Source organism: Microvirga sp. TS319, from assembly GCF_041276405.1.
GTDB lineage: Bacteria > Pseudomonadota > Alphaproteobacteria > Rhizobiales > Beijerinckiaceae > Microvirga.
Map to the genome: position 1 here is coordinate 1005581 of NZ_JBGGGT010000002.1, position 23537 is coordinate 1029117.

The 23537-nt window shown below is 65.4% G+C and carries 22 protein-coding genes; 10 read left to right on the forward strand and 12 right to left on the reverse strand.

Annotated features, from left to right (window positions below):
• The first annotated feature begins 119 nt into the window (after positions 1-119).
• The 5 genes from AB8841_RS14135 to AB8841_RS14155 all read left to right on the forward strand — a co-directional run bounded on the left by AB8841_RS14135 (position 120) and on the right by AB8841_RS14155 (position 4777).
• Positions 120-1385 carry a sorbosone dehydrogenase family protein gene (locus tag AB8841_RS14135; protein WP_370436467.1) on the forward strand — a complete coding sequence of 422 codons (1266 nt, stop codon included), beginning with the start codon at positions 120-122 and terminating at the stop codon, positions 1383-1385.
• Positions 1386-1440: 55 nt separating this feature from the next.
• Positions 1441-1770, forward strand: coding sequence for a cytochrome c (locus tag AB8841_RS14140; RefSeq protein ID WP_370436468.1), 330 nt, complete (start codon positions 1441-1443; stop codon positions 1768-1770).
• A 198-nt stretch (positions 1771-1968) separates the two neighbouring features.
• Complete coding sequence (pncB, locus tag AB8841_RS14145) at positions 1969-3261, forward strand: nicotinate phosphoribosyltransferase (protein ID WP_370436469.1); 1293 nt, start codon at positions 1969-1971, stop codon at positions 3259-3261.
• A gap of 5 nt (positions 3262-3266) precedes the next feature.
• Positions 3267-4031 (forward strand): LamB/YcsF family protein, encoded by a 765-nt coding sequence (locus AB8841_RS14150; RefSeq protein WP_370436470.1) that lies wholly within the window; start codon positions 3267-3269, stop codon positions 4029-4031.
• A gap of 2 nt (positions 4032-4033) precedes the next feature.
• Complete coding sequence (locus AB8841_RS14155; protein WP_370436471.1) at positions 4034-4777, forward strand: class I SAM-dependent methyltransferase; 744 nt, start codon at positions 4034-4036, stop codon at positions 4775-4777.
• On the opposite strand, the gene AB8841_RS14160 is transcribed toward AB8841_RS14155, so the two are convergent.
• Both AB8841_RS14160 and AB8841_RS14165 read right to left on the reverse strand, forming a co-directional pair.
• The gene (locus AB8841_RS14160) at positions 4754-5671 is read right to left on the reverse strand and encodes an alpha/beta fold hydrolase (RefSeq protein WP_370436472.1); all 918 of its coding nucleotides are present in this window, start codon (positions 5669-5671) and stop codon (positions 4754-4756) included. The two genes, AB8841_RS14155 and AB8841_RS14160, sit on opposite strands and share 24 nt — an antisense overlap.
• 61 nt (positions 5672-5732) lie before the next feature.
• Complete coding sequence (locus AB8841_RS14165) at positions 5733-6395, reverse strand: YcbK family protein (protein WP_370436473.1); 663 nt, start codon at positions 6393-6395, stop codon at positions 5733-5735.
• A gap of 326 nt (positions 6396-6721) precedes the next feature.
• On the opposite strand from AB8841_RS14165, the gene AB8841_RS14170 reads away from it, so the two are divergent.
• Entirely contained in the window at positions 6722-7159 is a 438-nt protein-coding gene (locus AB8841_RS14170) for a DUF4112 domain-containing protein (RefSeq protein WP_370436474.1), read from the forward strand.
• 108 nt (positions 7160-7267) lie between these two features.
• On the opposite strand, the gene AB8841_RS14175 is transcribed toward AB8841_RS14170, so the two are convergent.
• From AB8841_RS14175 to AB8841_RS14200, 6 genes are all read right to left on the reverse strand, one after another.
• Entirely contained in the window at positions 7268-8077 is an 810-nt protein-coding gene (locus AB8841_RS14175) for an ABC transporter ATP-binding protein (protein ID WP_370436475.1), read from the reverse strand.
• Entirely contained in the window at positions 8070-8795 is a 726-nt protein-coding gene (locus AB8841_RS14180) for an ABC transporter permease (RefSeq protein WP_370436476.1), read from the reverse strand. The genes AB8841_RS14175 and AB8841_RS14180 overlap by 8 nt, the downstream gene beginning before the upstream one ends.
• On the reverse strand, positions 8795-9451 hold the full coding sequence (locus AB8841_RS14185; RefSeq protein WP_370439271.1) for an ABC transporter permease: 657 nt from the start codon (positions 9449-9451) through the stop codon (positions 8795-8797). Before AB8841_RS14185 ends, AB8841_RS14180 begins: the two co-directional genes overlap by 1 nt.
• Positions 9452-9644: 193 nt before the next feature.
• Positions 9645-10490 (reverse strand): lysine/arginine/ornithine ABC transporter substrate-binding protein, encoded by an 846-nt coding sequence (locus AB8841_RS14190; RefSeq protein WP_370436477.1) that lies wholly within the window; start codon positions 10488-10490, stop codon positions 9645-9647.
• Positions 10491-10896: 406 nt separating this feature from the next.
• Positions 10897-11745 carry a lysine/arginine/ornithine ABC transporter substrate-binding protein gene (locus tag AB8841_RS14195; RefSeq protein ID WP_370436478.1) on the reverse strand — a complete coding sequence of 283 codons (849 nt, stop codon included), beginning with the start codon at positions 11743-11745 and terminating at the stop codon, positions 10897-10899.
• A gap of 122 nt (positions 11746-11867) precedes the next feature.
• The gene (locus AB8841_RS14200; protein ID WP_370436479.1) at positions 11868-12566 is read right to left on the reverse strand and encodes a fumarylacetoacetate hydrolase family protein; all 699 of its coding nucleotides are present in this window, start codon (positions 12564-12566) and stop codon (positions 11868-11870) included.
• A gap of 113 nt (positions 12567-12679) precedes the next feature.
• Here AB8841_RS14200 and AB8841_RS14205 point away from each other — a divergent pair, with 113 nt between their 5' ends.
• Together AB8841_RS14205 and AB8841_RS14210 are read left to right on the forward strand one after the other, a co-directional pair.
• Positions 12680-14149, forward strand: coding sequence for an FAD-binding oxidoreductase (locus tag AB8841_RS14205; protein ID WP_370436480.1), 1470 nt, complete (start codon positions 12680-12682; stop codon positions 14147-14149).
• Entirely contained in the window at positions 14146-15072 is a 927-nt protein-coding gene (locus AB8841_RS14210; RefSeq protein ID WP_370436481.1) for a sugar kinase, read from the forward strand. The genes AB8841_RS14205 and AB8841_RS14210 overlap by 4 nt, the downstream gene beginning before the upstream one ends.
• Before the next feature lie 53 nt (positions 15073-15125).
• Here the strand turns inward: AB8841_RS14210 and AB8841_RS14215 are convergent, their stop codons facing one another.
• Together AB8841_RS14215 and AB8841_RS14220 are read right to left on the reverse strand one after the other, a co-directional pair.
• Positions 15126-15806, reverse strand: a complete 681-nt coding sequence (locus tag AB8841_RS14215; RefSeq protein ID WP_370436482.1) for a DUF4142 domain-containing protein — start codon at positions 15804-15806, stop codon at positions 15126-15128.
• A gap of 294 nt (positions 15807-16100) precedes the next feature.
• Positions 16101-17015 (reverse strand): metallophosphoesterase, encoded by a 915-nt coding sequence (locus tag AB8841_RS14220; protein WP_370436483.1) that lies wholly within the window; start codon positions 17013-17015, stop codon positions 16101-16103.
• Between the two features lie 481 nt (positions 17016-17496).
• Here AB8841_RS14220 and AB8841_RS14225 point away from each other — a divergent pair, with 481 nt between their 5' ends.
• Both AB8841_RS14225 and AB8841_RS14230 read left to right on the forward strand, forming a co-directional pair.
• Entirely contained in the window at positions 17497-17979 is a 483-nt protein-coding gene (locus AB8841_RS14225; protein ID WP_370436484.1) for an NUDIX domain-containing protein, read from the forward strand.
• Positions 17980-18137: 158 nt separating this feature from the next.
• Positions 18138-18644: a GNAT family N-acetyltransferase gene (locus tag AB8841_RS14230; protein ID WP_370436485.1), complete on the forward strand. Its 507-nt coding sequence runs from the start codon at positions 18138-18140 to the stop codon at positions 18642-18644.
• Here AB8841_RS14230 and AB8841_RS14235 read toward each other — a convergent pair whose 3' ends face one another.
• Both AB8841_RS14235 and AB8841_RS14240 read right to left on the reverse strand, forming a co-directional pair.
• Positions 18645-20723 (reverse strand): hypothetical protein, encoded by a 2079-nt coding sequence (locus AB8841_RS14235; protein ID WP_370436486.1) that lies wholly within the window; start codon positions 20721-20723, stop codon positions 18645-18647.
• Between the two features lie 8 nt (positions 20724-20731).
• The gene (locus AB8841_RS14240; protein ID WP_370436487.1) at positions 20732-23536 is read right to left on the reverse strand and encodes a DUF4159 domain-containing protein; all 2805 of its coding nucleotides are present in this window, start codon (positions 23534-23536) and stop codon (positions 20732-20734) included.
• Position 23537: the final 1 nt, after the last annotated feature.

Here is a 23537-nt window from a genome sequence, read left to right on the forward strand (position 1 = left end):
GCATCTTTCATTCATAGGGCAGCTTGAGTATAGTCAAAGACAGCAAAACGAAGCATCTCGGAGCCGATCCGAAGATCAAAAAACGAAAGCAGGGCAGGGGCGCTCCCAGGGAGGGAAGGATGAAATCCATCTGGCTCGCCGCCGTCTCCACTGTAGCATTCGCGTCATCGAGTTTCGCTCAGCCCGCCACACAGCCGCCGACCAGCAATCTCGAGAAACTCCAGACATTCCAGAGCACGGGCACCGTCGAGCCCAAGCAGATCCCGCAGGAGGGGCGCCGCGCCGACGCGATCCGCAAGAATCTCGACAAGATCAAGTTGCCGGCCGGTTTCAAGATCGATCTCTATGCCGTCGTGCCCGATGCCCGCCACATGGCCGTCGGGCCCAATGCGGGCGTCGTCTTCGTGGGAACGCGCAAGAGCAACGTCTACGTGGTCACGGATCGCGACAAGGACCGCGTCGCCGACGAGGTGAAGCAGTTCGCGCCCTCCGTCGAGTTCAAGATTCCCAATGGCGTCTGCTTCTCGCGCGACGGCATGCTCTACGTCGTCGAGCAAAATCGCGTGCTGCAGTTTCCGGCGGCCGAGTTCTTCTATGAGGGCCCGGACGTCGCGGCCGGAATCGTCGTCAAGCAGGGCGACCTGATCCCGCCCTCGGAGGAGAGCTTCAACCACACGGCCCGCGTCTGCCGGGTCGGTCCCGACGGCAAGCTCTACATTGCTCTCGGACAGCCCTTCAACGTGCCGCCCAAGGAGAAGCTGGAGCTTTACCGGAAGGACGGCATCGGCGGCATCATCCGCATGGATCAGGACGGCAAGAACCGCGAAGTCTACGCCACCGGGATCCGCAATTCGGTCGGAATGGATTTCAATCCGGCGGACAAGACCCTGTGGTTCACGGACAATCAGGTCGACGGCATGGGCGACGACCAGCCTCCCGGCGAACTCAACCGCATCACTCAGATGGGCGAGAACTTCGGTTTCCCCTATTATGGCGGCGGCATGGTGCGCACGGTCGAATACAAGGGCGATCAGGTTCCGTCCGGCACCGTCCCGCCCCAGGTCGAGATGACGCCTCACGCCGCGGATCTCGGGATGGTGTTCTACACCGGCAAGATGTTTCCCCAGGCCTATCGGGGCGGCATCTTCTCGGCGCAGCACGGATCCTGGAACCGCACCGAGCCGGTCGGCGCGCGGGTGATGTTCACGCCCATCAAGCCCGACGGAACGGCGGACAAGCCGCAGGTCTTCGCCGAAGGATGGCTCAACGAGAACGGCGAGTATCTCGGCCGCCCGGTCGACGTGGCGACGCTCGCCGACGGCTCGCTTCTCGTCTCGGACGATACGGCCGGCGCGATCTACCGCATCTATTATGAAGGCCACTAGGCCCGTTCCTGCAGGCGCGCCGCAAGGCGCGCCTGGTCCGCTGAAAGGCATATCCATGAAAATCATCGATGCGCCGGCGCTCCTCGGGGCTCTGCTCATCTGCCTCGGGCCGGTTTCCGTGGCGGCCGCCGACGCGAAGGCAGGGCGCCAGAAGATCACGACGTGTCAGGCCTGCCATGGGCTGGATGGCCTCTCGAAGAACCCGGAAGCGCCGAACCTGGCGGGGCAGGTCGAGAGCTATCTCGTCAAGGCCCTGTCGGATTACAAGTCCGGCGCGCGCAAGAACGAAACCATGAACATTGTCGCAAAAGACCTCTCGGACCAGGACATGGCCGACGTCGCGGCCTATTACGCGTCGATTCAGGTCGACGTGCTGCCGCCCTGAGGCATGAGAGGATTGACGACAGGCACTCTTTCATCGGGGATCGGCCTTCGCTATTGTCCTGCCTCCCGAAACGGTGAGGGCATCGGACCTGAGAAGTGAATTTGCACTTTCGGGTCCGATGCTCCACTCCCTTGAAAAGCGCATCGTTCAGGCGGAAAACCGGGTCCACGTTTCCGAACGATGCGCTAGGAGCAGGCGATGGTGGACATCGCGACCAGGGTCTACAACCACACCTGGAAAATCGACCCGATCGTTCGGTCGGTCCTGGATACGGACTTTTACAAGCTCCTGATGGCCCAGACGATCTTTCGCCGCCATCGGGACGTCGAGGTCACCTTCGGCATTCATAACCGCACCACCCGGATCCGCCTGGCCGATATCATCGATGCGGGCGAGTTGCGCGAGCAACTCGACCATGTGCGCAGCCTGTCCCTGACGCGCGGCGAATCCACTTGGCTTCGCGGCAACACGTTCTACGGCAAGCGGCAGATGTTCTCTCCGGAGTTCATGGACTGGCTGGAGACCTTCCGCTTCCCGGAATATCTTCTGGAGAAGGAAGACGGGCAATATGTGCTGACCTTCCACGGGCCCTGGATCGAAACCACCATGTGGGAGATCCCGGCGCTCGCCATCCTCAACGAGCTGCGCTCGCGCGGGGTCCTGCGGGGAATGGGCAAGTTCGAGCTGCAGGTCCTCTATGCCCGCGCCATGACGCGGGTCTGGGAGAAGATCGAGCGCCTGCGGCGCATGCCGGATCTCTCGATTTCGGATTTCGGGACGCGCCGCCGCCATGGCTTCCTGTGGCAGGACTGGTGCGTGCAGGCCATGATCGAGGGACTGGGGCCAGCCTTCCTCGGCACCTCCAACTGCCTGATCGCCATGCGCCGCGAGGTGGAGGCCGTGGGCACCAACGCTCACGAGCTCCCCATGGTCTATGCGGCGCTGACCGACACCGACGAGGAGCTGGCAAAAGCCCCCTATCGCGTGCTCGCGGACTGGCAGGAGGATTACGAAGGCAACCTGCGAGTCATCCTGCCCGACACCTACGGCACCACGAATTTCCTGCAGAACGCTCCCGATTGGGTGTCGTCCTGGACCGGCATCCGCATCGATTCCAAGGACCCCATCGAAGGCGGCGAGGAGGCCATCGCATGGTGGCGTCAGCGGGGGCAGAATCCGCGCGATAAGCTCGCCATCTTCTCCGATGGGCTCGATGTCGACGTGATCGAACGGATCCACCGGTATTTCAGCGGGCGCATGCGGATCGGCTATGGTTGGGGGACGCTGCTCACGAACGATTTCCGCGGGCTCGTTCCCGAGGGCGGGCTCGATCCCATTTCCATCGTCTGCAAGGTGATTTCCGCCGATGATCGTCCGACCGTGAAGCTCTCGGACAATCCGACGAAGGCCTTGGGCCCGGAGGACGAGATCGAGCGTTACAAGCGTGTGTTCCATGTCGGGACGCAAATGGCGCAACCGGTTGTGGTGTGAGGGACATGAAGGTCGATCTGAACTGCGATATGGGCGAAAGCTTTGGAGCATGGACCATGGGCGACGACGAGGCGATGCTCGACATCGTCTCCTCGGCGAACATCGCCTGCGGGTTCCATGCGGGCGATCCGTCCACCATGTTCCGAACGGCGGAGATCGCCAAGCGGAAGGGTGTGGCGATCGGCGCGCATCCGGGCTTCAACGATCTGCACGGTTTCGGCAGACGGGTGATCCGGGGCGACACCCCCGCCGAGATCGAGCGCATGATCGCCTACCAGATCGGCGCCATGCAGGCTGTCGCGGCTCTCGCCGGCCACAAGGTCACCTATGTGAAGGTTCACGGCTCGCTCAACAACATGGCGAACGAGGAGGAGAGCCTGGCGCTCGCAATCGCCCGCGCCATCAAGGGGATCGATTCGGGCCTCGTCAACGTGTGCATGCCGGGTCTTCTGATGGAGAAGGCGTCGGAGACCGTCGGCATCCCTGTGGTGCGGGAGTTCTTCGCCGATCGCACCTATGAGGACGACGGTTCGCTGACCAGCCGCAAGAAGCCGGGCTCCGTTCTGCACGACGCGGATGCGGCGGCCGAGCGCGTGCTGCGCACCCTGCAGGATGGGGCGGTCGTCTCCACGTCGGGCAAGCGCGTTCCCATCGCGGTCGACACGATCTGCGTCCATGGCGACGAGCCGAGCGCCGTCATGATGGCGCGCACGGTCAGGGCAAAGCTCGAAGCCAACGGCATCACCGTCGCACCGTTCTCCGCGGTGTAACCATGTCGTTCAAAGATCACTTCTCGACCAAGTCTGGCGACTACGCTGCGTACCGCCCGACCTATCCCTACGCCCTCGTCGATTATCTCGCGGGCCTTTGCCCGCAGACGGATCTCGCGCTCGATGTCGGTTGCGGCACCGGGCAGCTCTCCGTACTGCTCGCCGATCGGTTCGAGCGCGTGATCGCGACCGATGCCAGCGCTCCGCAGATCGAAAAGGCGCAGACGCACGATCGCGTGGAGTATCACGTCGCGAAGGCGGAACAGAGCGGCCTCGCCGCCGCGTCCGCGGACCTGATCACGGCGGGGCAGGCGGCGCACTGGTTTAATCTCGACGCCTTTTATGCGGAGGCGCGCCGGGTCGGGAAACCCGGCGCTGTGCTGGCGCTCATCACCTATGGCGTGATCGAGGCCGATCCCGACATCGATCCTCTCGTTCGGCACTTCTACAAGGATGTGGTGGGGCCCTATTGGCCGCTGGAGCGTCGCCACGTCGAGGAGGGCTATCGTTCCTTTGCATTTCCCTTCGAGGAATGGACCGCCCCTCCGCTCGCCATCGAGGTCCAGTGGCGGGCCTCGGACCTGCTCGGCTATGTCGATACGTGGTCGGCCGTGCGCGGTCTCGAGGCGGCGCAGGGTCGACAGCCCGTCGAAGAGTTCGGACGCGAGCTGCAGGCGCTCTGGTGCGAGCCGGAGCGCCGGCGCCCCATCCGCTTTCCCCTGTCACTGCGCGTCGGGCGTTTGTGAGCGGTCGGCCTCGAAGGCTTTCGCCAGAAACGGTCTGAACGCCGCGAGCGTCTCGTCGGGAGCCTCCTCGGCGAGATAGTGGCCGCAATCGATTCCGTGGCCTTCGACCCGATCGGCCCATTCGCGCCACACCGAGAGCACGTCATACCAGCGCTCGAGGCCGTTGCGCAGGCCCCACAGCGCCTGGACCGGGCAAGCGATGCGTCGTCCGGCCCGCTTGTCGGCCTCGTCCAGCTGCATGTCGATGGTGGCGCCGGCCCTGTAATCCTCGCACATGGCGTGGATCGTATCGGGGTTTGTGAAGCACCGCCTGTATTCGGCCAGAGCTTCCGGGGCGAACATGGCGCGGCCGCGCCGGAGATAGAACGTGTCGGGAGCGGCGGCGATCAGCGTCTCGGGGATGGGATGCGGCTGCGCCAGGAAGAACCAGTGCCAGTAGCCCATGGCGAAGGCCATGTCCGTGCGCGCGAAATGCTCGTAGGTCGGCAGGATGTCGAGCACCGACAGGGCGAGGATCCGGTCCGGGTGGTCGAGCGCCATGCGATAGGCGCAGCGCCCGCCGCGATCGTGCCCGATCACCGCGAACCGTTCGAAGCCGAGCGCCGCCATGGCCTCGACCATGTCCTGCGCCATGGCGCGCTTCGAATAGGGCTCGTGATCGGATGTCGTCGGAGGCCTGGAACTGTCGCCGTAGCCGCGCAGATCCGCGCAGACCACCGTGTAGTCTTCGGCGAGCTGCGGGGCGACCCGGTGCCACATGGCATGGGTCTGCGGGTGCCCGTGCAGCAGCAGAACCGGCGGGCCTTCACCTGCGTGGCGGAGGTTGATCACGGCTTCGGACGTCTCGATCCGACGATGCGTAAAGGTTTCGAACATGGGGCGAATGTCGACCATTGCGGCGGGCCTTTCCAGCCCTACCAAAGCAGGCGAGGCCGCCTCCTTTTGGGCGCATCGCTCACCAGGAGCGTCGCTCGCCGTTGTCGATATGGATGATGCCGTTCCGATACATCTTGAGTCCGCCGACCTCCGGACGCGAGCGAAGATAGGCCATGATGCCGCGGCTGCGCGCCTTTACTCTGAAATCGAGGGCGCGGCAGGACAGGTGCAGCGAGTGGCGCGCGCCGCCCGCGCGCCGGTTCCGGCTCGTGCTGCGATGCGTGGACTCGATGCTGACGGCCCCGAACGTGCCGGCGATATCCGCCACCACGGCGAGCAGGTTGCCGGGCAGGCAATCGGGCGGCGCGGTATCGCGGAGCTTGATCGCGCCCCGGGAGAGCAGGGACGCGAAGCCCGAGGGAACACGCCCTCCGAGTGGCCCGGAGCCGGGCAGGGAACCGGTCGTATCGGGGGCGGTAACGTGATCGCCGGCAGGAAGGCTCGTGTACTCGATCATGGGATGAGGCCGGGAAAGAGCCTTCAGGGCCCGAGGGACCTTTGAGGAGGTTGCGGCGGCTTGCGGAGAGGAAGCGGCCTCGTGAAGAGGAATTGGAATGACGATGCCGGTCGGCTCGGGAAACCGGCTTTGCGCATTTGCCGGGTCGGGCAGGAGAAGCGCCAGGCAGACACTTGGCGCGGTCATGATCCGGAAGGCGCGACGAATGTTCACATCGGTGCTCATCGGGTCTCCCCGTTCTGAGCCCCCACCAGGGAATGCGGGCGGGCTGGTCTCCCACTGCAACAATGTTTTTGGCCAGTGACTGGCAGGCGCGTTGTCGCTTGGGACAAGAACCTGTGCAGTATTCCGGCCGAGGCAAGGTCATTTACAAGAAAATAATCAGATCAAAAGGATTATCGGCCAAGAACCGGATGATGGATGGGGTATTTTATCCTTTTTGGCTACTCTTTTATGACATGTTATATCTTTTGATCGCTGTCCTCTTGCGGGCTTTACCAACGATTCACATATCATGTTGCGAGCCGTAACATCGGCGACTGGAGACATGAATGCCTGCTGTCCGTAGCGACTTTTTCGAAGCCATCAAAGCTGCCGGTCCGACCCGGGAGGATTCCCTTGCCCGCATCACGCTCCTGGCAAAGCTCCTGGACAGCGCCATCGTCATTCCGGGCCTCAACCGCAGGGTCGGCCTCGATGCGCTCCTGGGTCTCGTGCCGGTCGTCGGCGACGCCGTCTCGGCGGCCCTGGCGAGCTATATCATCTGGGAGGCGCGTCAGCTCGGCCTCCCGCGCTGGAAGATCGCCCGCATGGTCGGCAACGTGGCGGTGGACACCGCGCTCGGCGCCATCCCACTGGCCGGTGACGTGTTCGACGTCTTCTTCAAGGCGAACGAGCGCAACCTGAGGATCATCAACGATCACCTCGGCGTCACGAAGCGCGGCCCGAAGGTAATCGACGGCACGGCGGTGCGGATCAACGAGCGGTAAGGAGACGAAAAGCGCGGCCTCCGGAGCTGATTCCACGCAGCGGGAACCAGCTCTTTTCTTTGCCGGGCCGCGTCGCCGAAACAGACTCTCGGCCGCGCTTTCCTGCTTTTACCGGTGGCTCGAGATGAACTGCTTGAAGCGTTCGGATTTCGGGGCGCCGAACACCTCGGCGGGCGTTCCTTCCTCCTCCACCACGCCCTTGTGCAGGAACACCACCCGGTTCGACACGTCGCGGGCAAAGCCCATCTCGTGCGTGACGACCAGCATGGTGCGGCCCTCCTCGGCGAGCGAGCGCATCACGCGCAGCACCTCTCCCACCAATTCCGGGTCGAGGGCGGAGGTCGGCTCATCGAACAGCATGACCTTGGGGTGCATGGCGAGCGCGCGAGCGATCGCCGCGCGCTGCTGCTGACCGCCCGAGAGGTGAGACGGATACTGATTGCGCTTATCGGCGATGCCGACCTTGGCCAAAAGCTCCTCGGCCTCCGCGATGCACTCCGCCTTCGAGCGCTTCTGCACATGCACCGGTGCCTCGATCACGTTCTCGAGGATCGTCATATGGGACCAGAGATTGAAGCTCTGGAACACCATCGCGACGCGCGAGCGGATGCGATCCACCTGCCGCTGATCCGCCGGCATCATGCCCTTGCGCCCGGCCTTGAGCTTGATCGTCTCGCCCCCGATGGTGACGTCGCCGCCATCGGGCACTTCGAGCATGTTGATGCAGCGCAGCATCGTCGACTTGCCCGACCCGGAGGCGCCGAGGATCGAGATCACGTCGCCCTCTTTGGCATTCAGGGATACGCCCTTGAGCACTTCGAGCGCTCCGAAGCTCTTGCGCAGGTTGCTGATCGAAACGGCGGGAGCGGCGGGGGACGATACGGATTGGGACGACAAGGATGCGACTCCGTTAGACATGGGCTGCCTCCAGGCGCGGCTCCACGGCGGGCGGGCGGCGCAGGTGCGGCGAGAGCCACCACTCGATGGCCATGATGATGCGGGTGATGACGAAGTTCAGAACGAGGTAGATCACGCCGGCCACGATGAACACCTCCACGGCGCGGAAGGTTTGCGAAATCATCTTGGCCGCAAGGCCGGTGACTTCCATCATGGTGATGACGGAGGCAAGCGACGTCGCCTTCACCATCAGGATAATCTCGCTGCCATAGGCCGGAAGGGCCTGCCGTACGGCGATCGGGAAGATGATGCGGCGGAAGAGGAGAAAGCCGGACATGCCGCAGGCGCGCGCTGCCTCCACCTGATGGTGCGGCACGGCCTGCAGACCGCCGCGGATGATCTCGCTGCCATAGGCGGCCGTGTTCATGGTCAGGGCGAGCACCGCGCACCAATAGGGTTCACGGAAGAAGCCCCAGAGACCGAGTTCCTGCAGGGTCGGGCGGAACTGCCCGAGGCCGTAATAGATCAGGAAGATCTGCACGAGCAGGGGAGTGCCGCGAAACACGAACACGTAGGCCTGCGCGATCCAGTCGAGCACCTTGAGGTTCGACATGCGCATGAGCGCGAGCAGCATGGCGAGCACCGCCCCGAAGGCGATCGACGTGAAGGCGAGATTGAGCGTGAGCGGCACGCCGGTGATGAGGCGCAGGAAGGCTTCCTGCATGAAGGCGAAGTCCATCAGGAAGCCCTCCGCATGCCACGCGTTGAATGGGTCTCGGCCCGCTGGAAGAGATAGGTCGAGACCCAGGTGATCACGAGATACAGGATCGCCGCCGTGACGTAGAAGTCGAACGGGCGGCGGGTCGAGCCGGCGGCGACCTGCGACTGGCGCAGAAGCTCGACGAGGCCGGTGACGGAGATCAGGGCGGATTCCTTGAGCACCAGCTGCCATGTGTTGCCGAGACCCGGGATCGCATAGCGCAGGACCTGCGGCGCGATGATCCGGCGGAACATCAGCCAGCGGTGCATGCCGACCGAGCGCGCCGCCTCCAGTTCGCCGCGGCTGACCACCTGATAGGCGCCGCGGAACACCTCGGCCTGGTAGGCGCCGGACACGATGCCGATGGCGAGCGCGCCGGTGACGAAGGCCGGCACGCCGATGAAGCCCTGGGCTCCGAACAGGCTGCCGATCGCGCCGAGCGCCGCGCTGCCGCCGAAATAGAAGAGATAGATGACGAGCAGATCCGGGATGCCGCGCAGAACGGTGGTGTATCCGTCCGCCAGCCACCGGACCGGCGCATTGCCGCCGATCTTGCCCCAGGCCACGAAGCTCCCGACGACGGCTCCCGCGAGAAATCCGCATGCGGCGACCGCAATCGTCATGCCCGTCGCCATCAGAAGAGCCCATCCCCAGCCATTGGGGCCGAACCCGACGAGTTCGAAATAGCTCAGTTGCTGCACGCTTTCACTTTCCTGCCTGTGCCCGTCCTCCGAAGCGGGGACGGGCCGTTTCGTCTCATGTCCGGTTGTGCCGGTGGCCGCGCCCCAGGTCAGGTCGGCCCGGGGAGCGCTGTCGGCCGCTCTCTTGTCAGGTTTGCGGCGTCATGTCGATCTTGAACCACTGCTGCGTGAGCTTCTGAATGGTCCCATCGTCGATCGCCGCCTGAATGGCCTTGTCGAACATCGCCTTGAGCTCGGCGTCGTCCTTGCGCAGGCCCACGGCCACGCCGCGGCCGAGCACGTCGCCGCTCACCGCGCCGCCGACGATCTCCATGTCCTTGAATTCCGGCTTCTCGGTCGAAGCCATCAGGGAGGATTGGGCGGCGAAGATCGCATCGAGGCGCCCGGCGGCCAGATCGAGATCGTGCTGCTCCGTGGTCTTGTATTCGCGGATCGTGATCGTGTCCTTGAGATATTTCTCAAGGAACGCGCCGTTGACGGTGGAGCTCTGCGTGCCCACGGTCTTGCCCTTCAGGAGCGGCTTCCATTCCTCGATCATCTTCTTGGCGGCCTCGGGGTCCTTGTCGAGGCTCACGCGCTGGCCCGCGCCGGCGAGCTTCTCGAGCGGCGAGCCCTTCATCACGGCGAAGCCGTGGGAACCTGCTGCGTAGGGGCGTGAGAAGTCGATGGTCTTCTTGCGCTCGTCGGTGATGTTCATGCCGGCCATGATGGCGTCGTACTTCTTGGCCTGGAGCGCCGGGATGATGCCGTCCCAGTCCTGCGCCACGATCTCGCACTTCACCTTCATGCGCGCGCACAGGTCGTTGGCGAGGTCGACCTCGAAGCCTTCCAGCTTGCCGCCGGGGCCGGTGAAGTTCCACGGCGCGTAGGCGCCTTCGGTGGCGATCGTGACGGTCTTCTCCTGCGCCGAGGCCCCGCCCATCGCGAGAGCGGAGGCCAAGAGGGTAAGACCCAGTGTCTTGAATGCTTTCATCGTTGTCCCCTGGTCAGTTTCGCCTGATCCTGTTGTCCGAACGAGGGCCTCGCCTCGTCATCCGGCTTCCAAAGGTAACAGCCAAAAGCCAAGCCGGCGCAAGGGCTAATCGTGCAAAATCAACGGGCTAGGCTGACGATTTCGGTCGCACTAGAGCCTTTTCCGCAAAAGTGGATGCCGGTTTTGCGAAGAAAAGGCGTCTTTCTCAAACAACAAATGCCTTTTCCGTGAACCGAAGTTCATGGAAAAGGCTCTAGCGCATCGTGCGAAAAAGTGGCCCCGGTTTTTCGCAAGAACGATGCGCTCATTCCAAGAAGAGAGCATCGGATCGATCCGATGCTCTAGGCTCATTTCCATACAAAAAAGGCGCAGCCGAAGCCGCGCCTTGAAGAGAATGGAGGCTCTCTCAGCCTTTCGGGGAAATATCGACCTTGAACCACTTCTCGGAGAGCTTCTTCACCGTGCCGTCCTGGACGGCAGCCTGGATCGCCTCGTTGAAGGAGTTCTTCAGGTCGGTCTCGTCCTTGCGCAGGCCGACGCCGACGCCTGCGCCGAGCAGGCCGCCGGTGATGGACGGGCCGACGAGAACGAAATCGTTCTTGAACTCGGGCTTCTCGAGGGTACCGATGATGCTGGTCGCATCGGCCAGAACCGCGTCGATGCGGCCGGCGGCCAGATCGAGGTCATGAGCCTCGGTGGTCTTGTACTCGCGGATCTCGGCGGTGCCCTTGTAGTACTTGTCCGCGAAGTTCGCGTGGATGGTCGAGCCCTGAACGCCGATGGTCTTGCCCTTCAAGAGAGGCTTCACGGCGTCGATGGCCTTCTCGGCGGCTTCGGGCTGCGTGGTGAGATTGTAGGCCTGGCCGGTGCCCGGCATCTTGGCGAGCGGCGAATCCTTGGGGACGAGGAAGCCGTTCGGGCCGGCCGCGTAGGGGCGCGAGAAGTCGATGGTCTTCTTGCGCTCGTCGGTGATGCTCATGCCGGCCATGATGGCGTCGTACTTCTTGGCCTGGAGCGCCGGGATGATGCCGTCCCAGTCCTGCGCCACGATCTCGCACTTCACCTTCATGCGCGCGCACAGGTCGTTGGCGAGGTCGACCTCGAAGCCTTCCAGCTTGCCGCCGGGGCCGGTGAAGTTCCACGGCGCGTAGGCGCCTTCGGTGGCGATCTTGACGGTCTTCTCCTGCGCCGAGGCCCCGCCCATCGCGAGGGCGGCGCCGAGGAGGGCAAGACCGACGGATTTCACGAATTTCATAGTCGTTCCCTTAACTTATGGCTCAGGTGCACCCTGAGCCGTATTCTCCCGCGGCCTTCCGGCCGCGCCGTGAGGCAGTAACGGCCAATCTCCGGAAAAAGGCAAGGGGCCGCCAGGGCTCCTTACACAACCCGCAGGCGGATCTCGCCGAGACCCTCGATGGCGGCCACCATCGTCTGCCCTTGCATGACCGCGCCGACCCCATCCGGGGTCCCGGAGAAGATCACGTCGCCGGGGACGAGCTCGAAATAGGAGGAGAGATAGGCAATCTGCTCGGCGACCGACCAGATCATGTCCGAGAGATCGCTCTTCTGCGTCACGGCGCCGTCCACCGACAGCGAGATGGAGCCTCTCGCCGGGTGGCCGAGCTTCGCCGCCGGATGGATCGGCCCGACCGGACCCGACAGATCCGCCGCCTTGCCGAGCTCCCACGGGCGGCGCAGCTGCTTGGCCTCGTCCTGAAGGTCGCGGCGGGTCATGTCGAGGCCGACGGCATAGCCGAACACATGGTCCAGCGCCTTCTCCACCGGGATGTCGCGGCCACCCTTGGCGATGGCGACCACGAGTTCCACCTCGAAATGGTAGTTCTGCGTCTTGGGCGGATAAGGATGGTCGACCGTCTCGCTGTCCGGCACGACCTGGAGGGCGTCGGCGGGTTTCATGAAGAAGAACGGCGGCTCCCGCGTCGGATCGCCGCCCATTTCCCGCGCATGGGCCGCATAGTTGCGGCCGACGCAATAGACGCGCCGCACGGGGAAAAGGTCGCTGGAGCCGGCAACCAGGAGGGTATGGACGGGGGGAGTGGGGATGACATGGGCCATGGCTGTTCGAGAGAGCCTTCTGATGAAATGACAGGGATCGTCTTTGTCTTTCCTACACCTTGCGGTTCTCACCACAAGACGTCATGAACGGGGGCTCCACATGAGGAACGACGATGACGGCACCTGGCGGCACTGGCGCGGCTCTCATTGACGCCCTGAAGGCAAGGCTCGGAGAGGCCTATGTGCTGACGGCGGCAAGCGATCTCGAAGGGCACGTCACGGAAGCGCGCGGACTCTATCGCGGCGAGGCCCTCGCGGTGGCGCGGCCGAAAGACCGTGACGAGGTTGCGTTCGTGCTGCAGGAATGCGCGAAGGCGGGCGTGGCCGTCGTGCCCCATGGCGGCAATACCGGCCTCGTCGGCGGCGGCGTTCCTTTCGGCGGGGTGGTGCTGTCGCTCACGCGGCTCGACCGCATCCGCGACATCGACCCGGTGAACGCCACGATGACGGTCGAGGCCGGCTGCATCCTCAAGGCGGTGCAGGACGCGGCGGTCGAGGCCGGCTATCTCTTCCCCCTGTCCCTGGCCTCGGAGGGCTCGTGCCGCATCGGCGGCAATCTCGCCACCAATGCGGGAGGCACCGGCGTACTTCGCTACGGCAATATGCGCGAGCTGACGCTCGGCCTCGAAGTCGTGCTGGCCGACGGGCGGGTGTGGGACGGCCTGAAGGGCCTGCGCAAGGACAATACGGGATACGACCTGAAGGACCTCTTCATCGGCTCGGAGGGCACGCTCGGCATCATCACGGCGGCGGTACTGAAGCTTTTTCCCAAGCCCCAGGCGCGCGTCACGGCCTTCATCGGCTGCGCGTCGCCCCATGACGCGCTCAAGGTCTTCCAGCGGCTGCGCGAGGCGGCGGGCGATCAGCTCACGGCATTCGAATACATCCCCGAATTCGGGATCGAGATCGTGCTCAAGCACCTGGCCGGTTCCGTGCGGCCGCTCGCCGGAAAGCACCATTCCTATGCTCTGATCGAACTGTCTTCTCCCCAGAAGGACGCCGACCTGCAGGGCCTGCTCGAAGCCGTCCTCGGCGAGGCCTTCGAGGAGGGCGTGGTGCAGGACGCCGTGCTCGGCTCCAGCGAGGCCCAGAGCCAGGCGCTCTGGCGCCTTCGCGAAAGCCTGTCCGAAGTGCAGGGCCGGGAAGGCGGATCGATCAAGCACGACGTGGCCGTGCCGGTCTCGCGCGTCGCCGAATTCATCGAGACCGCCACGAAAGCCTGCGAGGCTCAGATGCCGGGCGTGCGGGTCTGCGCCTTCGGCCATTTCGGCGATGGCAACATCCATTTCAACTTGTCCCAGCCGGTCGGCATGGACAAGGCCGAGTACCTGGCCCAATGGGAACGCTTCAACCGCACCGTGCATGACATCGTGCACGGCATGAACGGATCGATCGCCGCCGAGCACGGCATCGGCCTCATCAAGCGCGACGAGCTTTCCCACTACAAGGATGCCGTGGCTCTGGACCTTATGCGCAGCCTCAAGCGCGCGCTCGATCCGCAGAACATTCTCAACCCCGGAAAGGTCGTGGCAATCGGAGAGACTGCTCCTGCCGCACTTCCCAAGGCAGGACAGCATTCATGAAGAGCATCGATCTTCTCACCTTCGGCGAACCCCTGATGGAGTTTGCCGAGGTGCGGCGCGACGGCGAGCGTCTCTACCTGCCGGGTTACGGCGGGGACGTCTCCAACACGGCCGTCGCGGCCGCCCGCCAGGGGGCGAAGGCCGCGATCTTCACGGCCCTCGGAGACGACGTCTTCGGGCAGGATTTTCTCGATCTGTGGCGCCGGGAGGGAATAGACTGCTCCTCCGTGGTCCTGCGCAGGGAAGGCAGGACGGGAGCCTATTTCATCAGCTATGGCGAGGAGGGGCACGTGTTCTCCTACGCGCGCGCCGGATCGGCCGCGAGCCTGATCACCGCCGAGGAGCTTCCGCTGGCTCAGATCGCCTCCTCGCGGATCCTGCATGCCTCGGGCATTTCGCAGGCGATCTCGGAAGATTGCGCCGACGCCGTGTTCGCGGCGATCCGTCACGCGAAGGCCAATGGTACCGTCGTCAGCTACGACACCAACCTGCGCCTGAGGCTCTGGCCGCTGGAGCGCGCCCGCGCGATCATCCACGGTGCATCCGCTCTGTCGGACATTCTTCTTCCGGGTCTCGACGATGCGCGCCAGCTCACTGGCCTGGAGCGGCCGGAGGAGATCTGCGCCTTCTATCTCGCTCTCGGTTGCGGCGTGGTCGCGCTCACCATGGGCAGGAACGGCACCATGGTCGCGACGGAAGAGCGGACGGAGGTCATCGCGGCAAAGCCCGTGGAGGCCGTCGATGCCACGGGGGCGGGGGATACGTTCGACGGCGCGTTCCTGGCCGAATGGCTCGTGCATCGCGACCCGTTCCGCGCCGCCGCCTATGCCAATGCCGCCGCGGCCCTGTCGACCCTGGGCCACGGCGCGGTCGCGCCAATCCCGCAGCGGTCGAAGGTTGAGGAGTTTCTCCGGGGCGCATGAAAGCGGCGGGCCCGAGGACCCGCCGCCAAAGTCTTTCCAGCTTCCCGTTCCGCTTAGCGGCGACGGGGCGCCTGGCCGCCGGGGAGGCGGTCAGCCTGCGCAAGGTGATGCTCGATATGCGGCACCACGGAGGCCGCGAACTGGCGCAGGGAGGGATCGCCGCCGGCCTGGGCATAGCTCGCGTGCAGGTTCAACGCTTCTTGATGGGCCATCCGTTGATCCTGGCCGTAGAGGCGGTCGAATTCCGGGCCGGACGTCGCGGCGAGCCGATCCAGCATGGCCGCCTTGTCGGGGCTGAGAGGGACGCCGAGACGGATCGGGGCGATCGAGCCGGTCGCCTCGACGTCGGCGCCAGCGCCGGCCACAGCACCCGTCGCAGCGCCGACGCCCGCGCCGACTGCGGCGCCGATGGGCCCGGCCACCAGAGCGCCGACGCCCGCGCCGGCCAGCGTGCCGCCGAGGGAGCCCGGAATGAAATCACCGGAGGCCGTGTAGACCGGGCGGCCGCCATTCAGGGCCTGACTGGTCAGGCCGTGATCGCGGATCATTTCCTGAGCGAAGCTGCGCACGTTGGGATTGCGGGAGCGCTGCAGGGCGAGCCGGCTCGACGCAATCTCGAAGGCATCGGACTGGGCCGCCATCGTCCGGTAGGTCTGGCTGTCCATCATCGTCTGCGCGAAAGCCGGGGCGGAGATCGATGCAAGCAAGGCCGCAAGAGCAACATGTTTCTTCATGAGATGACTCCTGTCTGACGGGAGCAGAGCACCGCGCGAAGCCCGCGAGGCTTGCAAAACTCATGGGTGGCTGCTGCACCTCATCAACGAGGAGCGATTTAGGCGGTTCCAGAAAAGAATAGGAGCGGTTTCGGATCTCCGAAAGAGGCATTATTGCTGCGCTTGACGTCCGGCAGATCGATGCAAACTTGAGATGTTCTATCTTACTTTGCTGTTCAACGTTCTCAAATGAGCGGAATGCTTGCCGATCAGCTCAAGACATTGAAGTCATCGATGCCCGATAGGAGGTCGCGCTTACGGCTGCTCTTGGGACTCGCGGATCCGGCCGAGCGACAGCATTCCCATGCCGCCGACCGTGCCGTCGGGCTTCAGGCCGCGCAGTTCCGCCTGGAGCAGGAAGCCCGTGTCGTCCTGGCCGATCGTGAAGACGTGATAGCCCGCCTTGTGCGTGAGGGTTCCGTCGCGGGCCGAGGCCGAAGGAGCGCCGATGACGGGGACCGGACCACGCGGCCCGCGGATATGCGCCAGCGATCCTACGTGGTTGTGACCGTGAAGGATGAGCTCGGCGCCCACGCGGCCGATCATGGCCTCGAAGCGCTTGGCGTCCGTGAGGTTGCGCCCGGGCTCCGCTCCGCCGATATGCGGCGGGTGATGGATCAGGACGATGCGGAAGCAGAATGGATCGCGCCCCAGGTCGCCCAGAATCTTCTCGGCATCCTTCGTCTGCTGCGAGCCCACCCGCCCGCTGGCCACGAAGGGAAGCGTGGGGATCGCGGAGGACAGGCCGATGATGGCAACCGGCCCGTAACGACGGAGATAGGGAAACACGCCCTCGCGCCCGTCATCGCCGCGCGTCCAGGGCGCCACCTTCCTGAGCAGCCCTTCCAGCGATCCGCGGACATAGGCGTCGTGATTGCCCGGCACGAAGGTGACGCGGGCCGGATCACCCAGGCTCTCGAGAAAGACCCGCGAGGTCTCCCATTCGTCGGGCAGGCCGATATTGCACGTGTCCCCGGTGCAGGCGATGTGATCCGGATTCTGGGCGTGGATGTCGGCGACGAGTTCCGCCAGGAGCGCCATGTCGTGCAGGTCCTGCCGGCTTCGATGCCAGTTGTACCAGCCAGTCAGGCGCTTGCTCAGCAATTGCTTCAGGCGCGGCCGGGGCAGGGGCCCCACATGCGGGTCCGTGAGATGGGCAATGCGAAACATGACGGCCTAATGAAGTGAACGGACGAGAGTTCGCCCGTGCCGCCCGCGGCGTCAAGCATGGCCGATGAAGAAAAGATCCCTCGAAGGCGGCGGCGGTCGGACCCGTGGCCTTCGCGTCATGGCAGGGGAGAGACGAGGATCGCGGGCCCAGGCTGGATTCTTATGAAGAGTCCGGGCCCGGGCCTGGAGTCAGGCCACGAAAGGTGGCTCAGCGTTGCCTGAGGCAGATCAGCACTGCGCGCCCGGGATCAGGGTCGAATAGATCCGACGATCCTCGAGGTTGAGAGCCGGGGACCAGGAGAAGCGGGCAGAGCGGTTGAGATAGGACAGGATCAGCGACAGGAACATTGGAACACCTATGGTTGCCGCTGTATTAGACCTTAGTCGGATGCAGGTCACGCGCGAATCCCCCGGACCAGCCATGCGTGGAATGAATGTCTATGTTCATCTTCCCGTAATCTTCGGATGATTAATTCGACCAATGTCCGACTCCATGCCCTCGCGTAAAGCCTCCCGTTTCGTGTCCTGGGGGCTTCACACCTATTGGCGGTTTTCCCGGGGCATGACCCTAGGGGTGCGGGGCATGGTCCTCGACGGGGAGAACCGGGTCTTCCTCATCCGGCATACCTACGTGCCCGGCTGGCATCTGCCCGGGGGCGGCGTGGAGACCGGAGAGACGGCGCTCGATGCGCTGGCCCGCGAGCTGCGCGAGGAGGCCTGCATCGCCATCGACGCGCCGCCGATCCTTGCAGGCGTGTTCTTCAACCGGCGGGTCTCGCGGCGCGATCACGTGCTCGTCTATCTGATCCGACATTTCACCGTCGTCGAGGAGAAGCAGCCCGATCGCGAGATCGCGGAGGCCGGCTTCTTCCCCCTCGACCGATTGCCTGAAGGCACGACGGAGGCGACGCGCCGTCGTCTGGCGGAAATCGTCGAAGGCCGTCCCCTGTCGCCGGTCTGGTGAAAGAGAAGCGTTTGCGCGCCGTGTCCGAGGCTGCTATGGCCTGGGCACCCGAGGAAGCGCCATACCGATGATCATGAACCGGATTCAGCGACGACGACACGGCTGATCGCATCGTCCAGCCCCATTCGTATTGTGTCTTCCGCTTTTCGAGTCCGTCCATGACCGAGCTTTCCCTTCTCATTCGCTCCGAGCAGCCCATCGACGACGAGGCGATCGAGCGCCTTCACGAGCGTGCCTTCGGTCCGGGGCGCTATGCCCGCACGGCTTCCCGCCTGAGGGAGGGCGCGGGCCATCTGCCGGAACTCTCCTTCACGGCCATGGTGGGCACCCTGTTGGTAGGCTCCGTGCGCCTGACTCCCGTCATGGCGGGCCGGGAGCCGGCCCTGATGCTCGGGCCCTTGGCCGTCGAACCCGCCTTCGAGAGCCGGGGCATCGGCGCCGCGCTCATGCGCCGCTCGCTGGATGCGGCACGGACGAGGGGGCACACGCTCGTGCTGCTCGTGGGAGACGAGCCCTATTACCGCCGTTTCGGATTCAAGCTCATTCCGCAGGGTCTGCAGCTGCCCGGTCCCGTCAATCCCTCGCGGTTCCTGGCCCTCGAGCTGGAGGAGGGGAGCCTGGCTCGCGCCAGGGGCATCGTCACGCCGCTTCCGAAAGAGGCGTGATCAGGCCCGTCTCCGGCCTTCCGTCAGCCAGGCCGCGAGCGTTGCGCCGATCAGGAGCGCGAGACCGACGAAGCCGAGCGCCAGCGGGAACACCGAGACGCCGCGCACGATGGCGCTCTGGCTCGGCCTGATGCCGATCCAGTCGCCGCCGGAAAAGCGCGAGCCCGAATGCACGGCCAGGATCCGGGGTACGGTGATGCTCTGATCGCCCGCCGTCGCCACCCGCCGCACCGAGCCGCCGGTCGCCTCCGCGATCGGAGCGAGAGCCTCCGTATTGCTGAACACGTCCATCAATTCGCGGGGATTGGCCGGTCCGATGCTGACGAAGGCGATGAGATCGCCCGACCGGACCGTGTGAAGCCCCAGCTCCTTGCCCTCGACCTCGGCCGTGAAGAGGCCCGGCCGGCTCTCGGTGAGCGCAATGCTGGTCTCCGCGCCGCTCGGCGACACGAGCGTGATCGGATCGGCGGCATCCGCCATGGTCTGTCGCTCGATGTGGATCGTGCGCCCGCTGGCGGAAGCACGCAGGGCTTCCTCTTCAAGCGCCGGTTCCTTCATGAGCCAATGGGCGAGGCGGCGCAGGAGATCGAGATGCGGTCCGCCGTCCTGGTAGCCGCGCGCCCAGAGCCAGGCGTGATCCGACAGGAGCAGCGCGACGCGGCCCTTCTCCTCGCGGCGCAGCACGAGCAGCGGGAGATCGTTCGCGCCGGACATCAGCGTCGCGCCCGATGGCACGTCGGAGCCGATGATGCGCAGCCATTCGCCCCATGACGGCGGCGACGTCTCGGAACCCGGCAGGTCGCGGGTCACCGGATGGCGGTTTCCCGTGTCGGTGATGTGAGCCTTGTAGGGCTGCTCGACGATGCGGCCGTTGGGAATGCCGGGAATGACGGGCGCGAGCCGCGTCTGCGCCAGGCTGCCGTAGCTTGCGAATTCCGGCCCCGCCGCCACGAGGATCGCCCCGCCTTCGCGTACGTAGCGCACGATGTTCTCGAAATAGCTCGAGGGCAGGATGCTCTGGTTCGCATAGCGGTCGAAGATGATCAGGTCGAAATCCTTGATCTTCTGCTGGAACAGCTCGCGGGTCGGGAAGGCGATCAGGGACAATTCGTTGATCGGCGTGCCGTCCTGCTTTTCCGGGGGCCGCAGGATCGTGAAGTGGACGAGATCCACATTGGCGTCGGATTTCAGCAGGTTGCGCCATGTGCGCTCGCCCGCATGGGGTTCTCCGGACACGAGCAGCACGCGCAGCTTCTCGCGGATGCCCTCGATGGGGACGACGGCGCGGTTGTTGGCCAGAGTCAGCTCGCCGGGCAGGCCTTCCACTTCCACTTCGACCACATTCGTGCCGCCATGCTCGATCTGCACCTGCAGGGAGAACGGGGTGTCGGCGCGCACCTGCTGGCGCGACAGAACCTGCCCGTCGCGCCGGAGCGTGACGAGGGCCGAGCCCGTGCCGCCGCGCTCCATCACCTGCGCCCGGATGGTCTGTTCCTTGCCGACGATGCCGAAGCGGGGCGCCTCGATCAGCTTGATCTGGCGGTCGCGCTCGTCGGGACGGCCCGTGATGAGGGCGTGAAGCGGCGCATGGAAACCGAGCGCCTCGGCATTGGGTGGGATATCGTGCACCACGCCGTCGGTGATGAAGATGACGCCCGCCAAGCGGTCCGGCGGGACGTCGGCGAGGCCGTTCGAGAGGGCCGCGAACAGGCGCGTTCCCTCGTCCCCCGTGCTGTCGCCCGCTTCGATGTAGCGCGGCTCCACATCGGCGAGCGAGCCGAAACGCCGCTCCAGTTCGGCCTTGACCTGATCGGTCATCGCGGAGCGGTCGCCGAGCGTCTGAGACGTCGAGCGGTCGGTCACGACCGCCACGATATCCTTCACCTTCTCGCGCTCCTCCTGCACGAGGGAGGGATTGGCGAGAGCCAAAAGGACGAGGGCCAGGGCCAGGGCCCTGAGGATGGCCACGGGACCGCGGGAGACGATCGCGAGAATCGCCAGCAGGGCAGCGACGGCGCCGACGGCCCAGAGCGCATAAGCCGGGATGAGGGGCGAGAAGCTGATCGAAAGAACTGACATGAACCGCCTTATTGCCCTAGCCGCTCGAGCAGCGCGGGCACATGCACCTGATCCGCCTTGTAGTTCCCGGTGAGCGTATACATCACGATGTTGATGCCGCTCCGGTAGGCCATTTCACGCTGGCGCGGATCGCTTCCGACGACGGGGAAGAGATATTCCCCACGATTGCCGACGGCCCAGGCGGCGGCAAGGTCGTTGGAGGTGATGATGATCGGCGACACGCTGTCTCCGGAACGGGCCGGCCGGTTCTGCTCACCTTCCGCCTGCGGAGGCAGGGCCTCGACCCAGGTCTGCCCCGTGGCGTAGCGGCCCGGGAAGGCGTCCAGGATATAGAAGGTCTTCGTCAGCACGTGGTCGCCCGGCACCGGCTCCAGCTCGGGAATGTCCAGGGTGGCGAGCATGCGGCGCAAATACTGGCCCTCGGCGCTGACGGCGCCGTCGGGGCGGTTGTTGAAGGCGTCGCGCGTATCGAAGATGACGGTGCCGCCGCCCTTCATGAAGGCGTCGAGCCGCCGGATCGCGGCTTCCGACGGCATCGGCCGCGTGGCCACGATGGGCCAGTAGATCAGTGGATAGAACGCGACTTCGTCTCGCGAGAGGTCGATGCCGATCGGATCGCCCGGGGAAAGAGCGGTGCGCTGCGACAGAATCTGCGTCAGCCCCGTGAGCCCGGCTCGGCTCGTATCGTCGACGGCCGTATCGCCCGTGATCACATAGGCCAGGCGCGTGACCAGGGCGGGACTCGCGTTCTCGTCGACGCGGCGCGATCCGAGATCCTGCGCCCGCGCATCGAAGGCGGAGGAAAGGAGCAGCATCGATGCGAGCAGGATGGAGGCCGCGGCCCCGGTTTTGCGCAGGCGCCCCGACAGGTTCGCGAGATGGCCGCCGAGCCAGAGCGAGGCCAGCGTGTCGGCCAGGAGCAGGATGAGGGCGAGCATGAAGAGAGGCATGCGCAGGTCGACGGTCTGGGCACCCGCCAGCGGGGCAATCCGCGCTTTGAGAGGAGCAATGTCGAGCGGCGCGAGCTTGTCCGCGGGCAGAAGGGCATTCACGGCAAGGCTCGAATCGACTGGGCCATAGAAGCCTGGCGGGTGCTCGCCCGTCGCGCGATCGCCATAACTGCGCGGGACCGCGCGGGCATTGGGGGGAGGCGACGTGAACATCCCGTAGCCGTCGAGGGTGAGGCGCGGGGCGACGGTCTCGTTCTCCGCGTTGCGCGCCTCGGCGTTCACGTCGTGCGGAGCGCCTGAAAGTGCCGTGATCCGGCGAAGCATGTCGACGAAGAGCCCGGACAGCGGCAGGTTCGACCAGGTGGTGTCCGCCGTCACGTGAAAGAGGACGAGGAGGCCGTCGCCGCGCTTGTCCGCCGTGACGATGGGCGTTCCGTCCGCCAGCGACGCCCAGGTGCGCGAGGCCAGATCCCCGTCGGGCTCCGCGAGGATCTGGCGGCGGATGCCGATCTCGTCCGGAATCTTGAGCCCGAAGAAGGGACTTTCGCGCGTGAAAGGCGCAAACGTCTTCGGGGTATCCCAGGAGAGCGAGCCGCCGAGACTGCGCCCGCCGCGGCGCAGCCGCACCGGCACGAGTTCGTCGTTCCCGGCCGCCAGGCGCGACCCGGCGAAGCGCAGGAGCAATCCGCCTTTCTCGACGAATTCCGTAACCCTGCCCAGGGTCTCGCGGTCGAGGCCGCCCACGTCGGCGAGGACGAGCACCGAGACCTGCTCCCCGATCAGCTGGTTGACCGCATCGGCGACGCCCCCGTGCCCCGTCCGGATTTCCGAATAGGGCGAGAGGGCCCGCTCGATGTAAAAGAGCGGCGAGAGCAGGGGCTGGGTCTGATCGGCGGTGCCGCCGAAAACAAGCCCGACGCGCCGGCGCTTGCTGCGCTCGTCGATCAGGTTCACGGCACCGGCGGAACCCTCGCCCAGAATCTCGATGCGCGCGATGGCATTCCGGATCTCGGTGGGGAGGTCGAAGGCCACCGTCGTCTCGGTCGCGCTCGGATCGAAGCTGAAATGCATGTCGGCGAGCGGCAGGTTCTTGAGGTCCACCGCGCGCAGGATCCCCGAGTCGCGACCGTTCGGCTCCGCCCGCACGATCCGTGCGTTCAGGCGGCCGCCGGCATTCTCGACGCCGGCCAGGGCAAGCGTGGAGGCACGTTCGGATTTGAGCACCGTGATCCGCCGGTCATCCGCCATCTGGGCCAAACCGTCGATGAAGCCTTGCCCGTCAACGCCGGCCACCCCGTCACTGATCCAGACGATGTTCGCGTCGGGCGTGCTTTCCAGAAAGCGCCTGATCGAGTCGAGATGGGCCGCGCGGTCCTGCAGGTGCGGCTGCGGCTTCAGGGACCGCAGGCGCTCCAGGGCCGTCGCGGGATCGGACAATTCGAAGGCGGCCGGCTGCTCGGCCGTCGCCACGAGGGCGACGGTGCGGCCGTCGCGGCCTGCCGCTTCGATGCGTTCGGCGGCGAGGCTCGTGCGGTCCCGCCAGTCATGGGCGGCGGCAAGGCCGTTGTCCACGATCAGGAGGAGCGGCGCGCGGCTGTTGTCGCCGGCGAGAGGGTTCCAGATCGGCCCGGCGGCCGCCAGGATGAGAAAGGCCGCGAGAGCCAGGCGCATGAGCAGCAGCCACCAGGGCGTGCGTGCGGGCGTCTCCTGTTCGGGCCGCAGGTCGGCAAGAATCCTGAGCGGCGGAAAATCCACCCGTCGTGGCTGCGGCGGCGTGATGCGCAGCAGCAGCCAGATGGCGGGAAGCGCCGCGAGCGCCGTCAGGACGAGCGGAACGGCGAAGGTGAGGGGAAGGCCGAGCATG